Origin of the sequence: Kitasatospora nipponensis (assembly GCF_039528135.1) — a bacterium.
In the GTDB taxonomy this organism is placed as follows: domain Bacteria; phylum Actinomycetota; class Actinomycetes; order Streptomycetales; family Streptomycetaceae; genus Kitasatospora; species Kitasatospora nipponensis.
Genome location: NZ_BAAALF010001186.1, coordinates 1 through 512 on the forward strand (window position 1 = coordinate 1; position 512 = coordinate 512).

General features: G+C 61.3%; 1 protein-coding gene. It reads right to left on the reverse strand.

Annotated features, from left to right (window positions below; translation table 11 throughout):
* Nucleotides 1–320: bestrophin-like domain (locus ABD323_RS45575; RefSeq protein ID WP_344447795.1), on the reverse strand; the 320-nt coding region annotated here is incomplete at its 3' end.
* Between the last annotated feature and the right edge of the window lie 192 nt (nt 321–512).

Here is a 512-nt window from a genome sequence, read left to right on the forward strand (position 1 = left end):
GTGTACCGGCGGGTCGCTTCACGGATCTCCGTGCGTGCGGCGACCGGGAGGGGTCGCGTCGCCCAGTACAGATTGACGAGACTCGCACCTTCATTGCTGACCTCGTCGGTGGCTCTGTTCAGGCTCGCTCCGGCGGAGACGATCGAGAGGGCCAGGATGAAAGCGAACAGTGTCCTGTTGAGGGTCGAGAAATGTTCGATACCGTCCTTTAGAACGGACCCTTCGCGCCAGCGCTGCGGAATGTACCGCACCATGACGACCAGGATGAAGACCGACGAAATGACACAGGCCATGACGATGGCAACGGCGGATAAGCTCATACGTCCATCTAACCCGACGGGGCGCGCAGGTCGAAACGTACAATCGCGTATCCACCCCATTGAGTGCATTCAGCTGACCGAAGTTCACCGGCATGGGTTGGAGGGCTCCGGGTAGACGCGTGCCACACCTGCTCGCGCCAACGGAGGAGTCCGACGATGCACGAGGTAATCGCTCACGGAGTGCCGGCCGCA